Below are 7,635 nucleotides of genomic sequence, written 5' to 3'. Positions count from 1 at the left end.
CCAGGATCTCGTTGGCCCGCAGGTGGGTGCGGCCGATGGCCAGGCTGTGCTCCTTGACGGTGGTGACTCCGGAGATCACCTGCTCCAGCCGGCCCTGGTCGTAGGCGCGCTCAAGAAGCCCGGCGAGGCGCTGGGCGCTGTCCAGTTGTCCGTTGAGGTACTCGTCGTGCAGCGCCAAGTGGTCGGCGACCACGTCGGCCAGGCGGTCCTTGTCCACGGATGCTGTCTCCTGGGGGGTGAGGGAGGAAGCGGGAGCCGGGGCCGGCGCGGGTGCGGCCGGCGACGGCGCGAGGGCCACGGCGGCCGACCGGGACGCGGCAGCCGGCCGCGGGGCCGACGGCTGCGGGGCCGGGGCCGACGGCTGCGCGGCGGCGACGGGCCGGGGCGCGGCAGCGGCGGCGGGCGCCGGAACGGCGGCCGGTGCGGGCGGGGCAGGCGGGGCGGCGGGCGCGGGCGGCGGAACGGGCGCGGACAGCACCGGCGCCGGCGTCGCGGCCGGGAGGGCGACGCGGTAGCCCGACTCGATGGCCTCGCGGTAGGCGGCCTTGCGCTGCGGCGAGACGTAGTTGATGCCGTTGAGCATGATGCTCATGCCCTTGACCGGCTCGCGCTCCACCGGGGCGGCCACGTACCGGTCCGCGGTCTGCAACGGCAGTCCCAGCACGGCGAGCCGGGCCACGGCCTGCTTGAGCGCCACGTCGGCGTCCTTGCCGGGACCGGCGTCCACGGCCAGCACGGTGTGCGGGCGCTCGCCGAGGATGCGCCGCACCAGCGTGGTGAGCACGCTCTTGGGCCCGAACTCGACGAAGGTGCGGAACCCGGCCGCGTACATCTCCTCGACGCGGGCGGCGAAGTCCACCGGGTGGATGAGCTGTTCGGCCAGGACGCGGCGGTTGGCGGCCACGTCCGCGCCGTAGGAGGCGCCCCGGGTGTTGGCGTAGACGGCGCCGCGCGGCTCGGTCACCTGCGCGGCCTCGACGTGGGCGCGGAAGGCCTCCACGGCGTGGCCGACGTAGGGGGTGTGGAAGGCCGCGGAGACCGGCAGCCGGGACGCCTTGATCCCGGCCTCCCGCGCGGCGGCCACCAGCTTCTCCACGGCTTCGGTGGCGCCGCCCACGACGATCTGGTCGGGCGCGTTGCGGTTGCAGACGTGCAGGTCGGGGATGCCGGCCAGCAGCTCCGTCACCCGCTCCTCGGGGGCGCTGACGGCGGCCATCGCACCGGCGTCGAAGCCGGCCTCGGCGGGCGGGGCCATCGCGGCGCCCCGGGCCCGGGCGAGGGCGAAGTACGTGTCGTCGTCCAGCGCCCCGGCCGCCCACAGCGCGGTCAGTTCGCCGAAGCTGTGCCCGAGGTGGCCCTCGGGCGCGAAGCCGAGTTCGCTGAGGTAGCGGAACTGGCCGGCGGCGAGGGCGCCGATGGCGGGCTGCGCGTACTCGGTGGCGCGCAGCGCGGTCTCCTGCGCCGTGCGCGTGGCGTCGTCGAACGCGGGCGGCGGGAACGCGATCCGGGACAGCGGCTCGGCGTTCTCGAAGTGCCGGTTGGCGCGGTCGAAGGCGGCGCGCAGCGGCGGCACCGCCAGCACGGCGGTCATGCCCGGGTTGACGTACTGGCTGCCCTGTCCGGCGAAGAGCGCGCCGACCTTGCCGCGTTCGGCGGCGTCGGCGGCGCGGCGGCGGAAGAAGACGCCCTTGGGGTGAGTCCAGGACTCGGCGTCCGGGCGGGCCCGCAGTTCGCGCAGGGCCAGCTCGCGCAGCGCCGCGGCCTCCTCGGCGCCGCGGGCGGCGAAGGCGATCCGGGCGTGGCCCTCGGGGACGGGGCCGGTCTGTGCGGGCGCGTCCCCGTCGAGGGCGGCGGTGAGCGCCGCGGTGTCGGGGGCGTGCCACAGGTGCACCTGGGCGACCGGGAACATCACCTTCAGGTCGTCGCCGTCGCCGTGCTCCTCCAGCACCAGGTGGAAGTTGGTTCCGCCGAAGCCGAAGGAGGAGACGGCCGCCCGGCGCTTGGGGCGCTTCGGGTCGCGGACCCAGGGCCTGAGCGCGCTGTTGACGTAGAACGGCCCATTGGCGAAGTCGACGGCCGAGTTGGGCTGGTCGACGTTGATGGTGGGCGGCAGCACCTTGTGGTGCAGGGCGAGCGACAGCTTGATCATGCCGGCCGCGCCGGCCGCCGCCTTGGTGTGCCCGATCTGCGACTTGACGCTGCCGACGGCGGCGTACTGCCGCTCCTCCGTGGCCGCGGAGATGACGGCGGCCAGCGAGCTGAGTTCGGTGGCGTCGCCGACGGCGGTGCCGGTGCCGTGCGCCTCGAACAGCTCGACGCTGGCCGGGGAGCAGTCCGCGTCGTGGTAGGCGCGCTCCAGGGCGAGGACCTGACCCTCCTTGCGGGGGGCGTAGATCGACTTGAAGCGGCCGTCGCTGGCGGCGCCGATGCCGCGCAGCACGGCGTAGATCTGGTTGCCGTCGCGCTCGGCGTCGCTGAGCCGGCGCAGCGCCAGCATGCCGATGCCCTCGCCGATCAGCGTGCCGTCGGCGTCCTGGTCGAAGGGCCGGATGCGGCCGGACTTGGACAGCGCGGGGGTCTTGCTGAAGCAGAGGTACATGAAGATGGTGTTCTCGGCGTCGCAGCCGCCCACCAGCATGGTGTCCGCGCGGCGCTCCAGCAGCTCGCTGACGGCCGCCTTGACGGCGCCGAGCGAGCTGGCGCAGGCGGCGTCGACGGTCATGTTGATGCCGCCGAGGTCCAGCCGGTTGGCGATGCGGCCGGCGACCACGTTGCCGAGCATGCCCGGGAAGGAGTTCTCCTCCCAGGGGGCGTAGGCGAGGCGGAACTTGGCGGCGATCTCCTCGGCGTCCCGGTCCGACAGACCGCAGCTGCGGACGACCTCCTTCAGGACGGGGGTCTGCAGACGCGCGGTGAGCGGCTGGGTGAGCTGGTTGGCGCCGGTGATGCCGAGGACGACGCCGGTGCGCGAGGCGTCGTACCAGGGCTGGTCGGCTCCGGCGTCCTTGAGCAGGTCGCGGGCGACGACGAGGCTGAGCAGCTGGAGGACGTCGGTGACCTCCAGGGTGTTCGGCGGCAGGCCGAACTCCAGCGGGTTGAAGGGCGTGTCCGGGATGAAACCGCCGCGCTTGGCGTAGGTCTTGTCCGGCACCGCCGGGTCGGGGTCGTAGAACTCGTCGACGTCCCAGTGCGTGGCGGGCACGTCTTCGATGCAGTCGGCCGCCGCGGCGACGTTGGCCCAGAACTCTCTCAGGTCGCGGGATTTGGGGTAGAGGGCGGACAGGCCGACGATCGCGATCGGGTCGCGGGCGAGCCGGCGGTCGAGGTCGGAATCCTGCGAAACGTTCACAGCGAGGCTCTCTCGAGGGTCGGGGCAGGGCGGCATGGCCCGGCCTCGTGGGAAGAGGGTGCGCCTACTGGCGAAGTTCTGCTGGGTCTCGATGCCCGGGGTACCTGGGTGTGCCGGTATCCGCGGTCAGGCAGCATCGAGCAGCGACGCGACGACGGAAGCGGCGTCAGCGCGGGTGAGCATGGTGTAGTGGTCCCCCGGACACGTGTGCACCTCCAGGCCGTGGGGAGCGAGCGGCTCCCAGCCGAGCGTGCGGTCCTCGGGGATGAGGCTGCGCTCGGCCTTGACCAGCACCACGGGCACCGGCGCGGGCAGCGGCTGGTGGGGGTTGGTCAGCCGGTTGTTGCGCAGCAGGCCGTCGACATACGTGTCGTACAGCTTGCGCAGTCCCGGCAGCGAGGTGGAGGGCAGCAGCACCTCGGCGGCGACGGCCGCCTCCAGCACCAGCTTGAGACCGTCGTCCACACCCAGGCCGGCCAGCCGTTCCGCGCCGAGGTGCAGCGGGCGGCCGCGCTTGGCGCCGAGGTACATGGTGAACCAGCCGAGCAGCAGGGACGGTTCCAGCGCGTCGTCGTCGTGCTTGTAGTCCTCGACGGGCGCGATGCTGTCCAGCAGCACCAGGCGGGTGGGACGGCCGTGCCGCGCCGGCAGGCCGGCCATGGCGTGTGCCACCACACCGCCGAAGGACCAGCCCGCCAGCACGTAGTCGCCCTCGATGTGGGCGACCTGAACGGCCGTCAGCAGCCGGGAGGCCAGCGCGTCGATGGTGGTGGCGGCGTGGCCGCCGGTGAGCGCGGCCTGCCAGTACTCCGGCAGTCCGCCCAGGTCGAGCACGGTCAGCCCCACACCCGCGGGCAGCGCCTCCGCCAGACCGCGGTGGACGGACGCGTCGAGCGCGCCGGGGTGCACCAGGTAGACGGTGTGACGGCCCGGGGCCGCCGTGCGGTGGCGGTGGACGACGGGCTGTTCGACACTACGCGGTCGCCGCACGGCGGTCGCTCTCCTCGGCTATGTGAGCGGCCAGGTCCTTGATGGTGGGGTGGTACCACAACGTCGTCGTGCTCAGCTCGAACCCCAGCCAGCTCTCGATCTCGCCGGCGAGGATCAGGGCTTCCGTCGAGTCGAGGTCCATCTCGTCGAAGTACATCTCGGGAGCGACCTCGGCCTGCTCTGTGCCGAGGCGGTGGGCGATCTTCTCGATCAACCACTCCTGCGCCTCGAGTGCGCTCACTGCGGGCATGGTGATTCCTTTCCTGGAAATAGGGGAGGGACCCGACAGAATGCGGTGAGTACGCACGCACACGCCTGTGACAACGCCACAGGACGTGGAACGCCGCACGCAGCCGCACCTGGGAACGACGGAAACCCGGCTTCGGAGGAGACGGCGATCCCATCGTCATGAGAACTCGCCGGAACTACAAATTCCAGTCCTCCTCGCTCGACAGTCAGACTGGATCCGCTTCGCTCGCCGGCGGTGGTGGGGCACCCCCGCGACCGGTTCCTCCGAGTCAGCGCTTGAATCCTAGAGCCCCGATCGCGGAAGAGTAAAGGGACACGTCGTTAACAGCGAGTATCCATTTTTTTCCTCGGAATGAACGCTGCCTTAGCTGACCCGCCGGTCAGTCCGATCGGGCACACGACTTTCCCCCATGTAATCATGTTCATGACAAGTTCACGCCGAAATTACCCCTCTCCGGGGGCGCGCAATGAATACACAACCGCTTTCCGCGGCCGTACCCGGTTTGTTTCGGAACCCGGAATTCAACCGCTGTTCGGAAAAGCGCCCCGACCGCTGCCGGCCCCAGGGCCTCTCGTCTCGATCATGCCGGGCCGATCGGAACGAAGGACCCTGGGCGTCCCGCCGGCCCTATCCGACGAAGACGCCGTGGAACCCGAACGGGACGGCGTGCGGGACCTCCGCCCGGGCCAGTTCCCGGAAGGTGCGCGCGTCGAGCGCCAGGAGGTACGACGACGCGGTGTCCGCCCGCAGCACGACCGAGAGCACGACCCCGTCGTCCTCCGCCTCGCCCGCGCCACCGCCCCCGCCGGGAGGCGAACCGCGCCGAGCGGGAGGCGGACCGCCCTGATCCGCGGGCGCGGCGACGAAGACCGGCTCGCCCGGGTAACAGCCCTCTTCCCGCCACACGAGCGCGCTGCCGTCCTCGGCGTCCAGCTTGACCAGCTGGTCGAGGAAGTCGTCGGTGCGGCGGCCGTGCGAGCCGACACCGTACACGTAGCGGCAGCGCCGGCCGTTGCGCCGCCGGTAGGCGATGCGCGGTAGCTCCAGGGACTCCTGGGACAGCGGCCGGGCCGTGACGCTGCCGGCCCGCACGTCCACGGTGAACCGGGTGGGCGTGGCCTGCGGGAGGGCGCCGCCGCCGCGGAGGGAGTCGAGGTAGAGGGCCTGGATGATCGAAGCGTCTTCATAGGCACAGAGATCGACGAAGATCCGGTCGCCGTCCTCCCACGCGTTGATGTGGTGGAAGGCGAAGCAGGCGGGGCCGCGCAGCACCGAGCGCACCCGCCCGCTGACCCGGTCCATGACGACGAACCGGGTTCCGCGGTCCGGCTTCCAGCGGTAGTTCTCGATGAAGGGGCGCCCGCTCAGCAGAAGCCTGAAAGGGTTCACCACCAAGGGAAACTCGACCAGCACCACATGCCGGGTGGTGATGGCGAAGCTGTGCATATAGGCGGGCTCTTCGACCCGGTGCCGCCCGATGAGTTCGCGATGCGGCTCGCCGTCGGGCCGCTGGCGATATACGCGATATTCGCTGCGCCGTGAGAAATGCGTCACATAATTGACGAGGTCCCCGGTGACCGGGTCCTGATGGGGATGCGCCGTCGTCACGTGACCGCCGATCCGGTCGGCGTAGTCGACCACTCCGACCGTGGCGAGGGTGCCGGGATCGAACTCCACCGGCAGTGGTGTTTCAGTGAGCGCGACGAGCCGCTCCCCGAATGTGGCGATGTTCACATTGGGATTGACGGGCCGGGTGCGCTGGAAAGGTGTGAGGAAGCGAGCGAAAAGGCTTCGGCAGGGGTCGGTCGCGAATTCCTGGTAGCGTATTCGGCCCTCGTCGAACACGGCCCGGCTGCTGGGTGTGTCCAGGTAGCGGTTGGCGTAGTGCACCCGCCCGCCGTCGACGGCGAACCGATGGAGCATGGCCTGGCCGTCGAACCAGTGACGGAACCCCGTGGCGCCGGCCTCGAACTTCGCCGGCCCGTTGCGTAACAGCACGCCGCTTAACCATTCGGGCAGGCGCCCGCCGACCGGGAGTTCCACCGCTCGGATCTCGTCGTCCAGGCTCCGGAAGCCCGGGCCGAACCGCGCCATGACACTCTCCCCCGTCAGCCCGTGCTCATCCGGGCCGCACCCCTGTGACACAGTGGTCCACCGACCACAGTGGACTATTGACGGTCAGAATCATGCACCGTCCACTATGGAGTGTCAAGGGAGGGCATCTTCATGGACAATCTCAACGCGACAGCAGCCACGCTGCTCGGCTTCCTGCACACAGGGGAGGCCAGCGGGTATGAACTTCTCGCCATCGCCGAGGAGGTCGTCGGCGCCTTCTGGACGGTCACACGTAGCCAGGTGTACCGGGAGCTGGCCGCCCTGGCCGAGCGCGGACTGGTCAGAGCGGGGGACACGGGGCCACGGTCCCGGGTCCGCTACAACATCACCGAGGCCGGGCGCGACGCGTTCGCACAGTGGATCGCCACACCGCCGGGCCCGGAACAGATCCGCTATCCTCTGCTGCTGACCATCGCCTTCGGCGGTCACCTCGACCGCGCCTGCCTGCTGTTCCACGTCGACCAGCACCGGACGGTGCATCAGGCGCGCCTGAGGAGCTATCAGGCACGGCTGGAGAGCGCGGGGATCGACCCCTACGAACGCGCCACCCTGGCCTTCGGGATCCGTTACGAGGACGCGGTGCTCGCCTGGATGGACGATCTTCCGGCCATTCTCGGGCCGGCCGACGAGCCCCCCGCCGAGAAACAGGACCCGGCCTCCCGGGAGGGGAGCGGGTGACGGCGAGCGGGTCTCGGAGAAGGACGGGTGACGCGGCCGCGGCAAGTGGCGGCCCCGCACCTGAGGGCAGCACGCCACCCGTCGCCGACGCCCCCGGGCCACACCCTCGCGCCGTGCCGTCGACTCCCCTCTTCTCACAGCGAGTTCGGGGACGTCGACGGCTCTCGCCCGCCGGACGGGCTCCGCCTTCCGCGGTCACACGTCGCCGTCGGCCCCCGCCGCCTCGCGCAGCGCGTCCACGCGGTCGGTGCGC

General features: G+C 71.3%; 5 protein-coding genes. 1 reads left to right on the top strand and 4 read right to left on the bottom strand.

Features of this window, described 5'->3' with window-relative positions; all coding sequences use genetic code 11:
• The 4 genes from K7787_RS31055 to K7787_RS31040 form a co-directional block, all read right to left on the bottom strand.
• Positions 1–3,349 (bottom strand): type I polyketide synthase (locus K7787_RS31055; protein ID WP_223003678.1); only part of this gene is annotated, 3,349 nt, incomplete at its 3' end.
• A gap of 126 nt (positions 3,350–3,475) precedes the next feature.
• Positions 3,476–4,339: a thioesterase domain-containing protein gene (locus tag K7787_RS31050; RefSeq protein WP_223003677.1), complete on the bottom strand. Its 864-nt coding sequence runs from the start codon at positions 4,337–4,339 to the stop codon at positions 3,476–3,478.
• Entirely contained in the window at positions 4,323–4,589 is a 267-nt protein-coding gene (locus K7787_RS31045; RefSeq protein ID WP_009191826.1) for an acyl carrier protein, read from the bottom strand. Before K7787_RS31045 ends, K7787_RS31050 begins: the two co-directional genes overlap by 17 nt.
• Before the next feature lie 627 nt (positions 4,590–5,216).
• On the bottom strand, positions 5,217–6,683 hold the full coding sequence (locus K7787_RS31040; RefSeq protein WP_223003676.1) for a carotenoid oxygenase family protein: 1,467 nt from the start codon (positions 6,681–6,683) through the stop codon (positions 5,217–5,219).
• Between the two features lie 132 nt (positions 6,684–6,815).
• On the opposite strand from K7787_RS31040, the gene K7787_RS31035 reads away from it, so the two are divergent.
• The gene (locus K7787_RS31035; protein WP_043261597.1) at positions 6,816–7,382 is read left to right on the top strand and encodes a PadR family transcriptional regulator; all 567 of its coding nucleotides are present in this window, start codon (positions 6,816–6,818) and stop codon (positions 7,380–7,382) included.
• Positions 7,383–7,635 lie beyond the last annotated feature (253 nt).

It is taken from the genome of Streptomyces sennicomposti, from assembly GCF_019890635.1.
Lineage (GTDB): Bacteria > Actinomycetota > Actinomycetes > Streptomycetales > Streptomycetaceae > Streptomyces > Streptomyces sennicomposti.
This window is presented reverse-complemented; position numbering and strand designations above follow the sequence as displayed.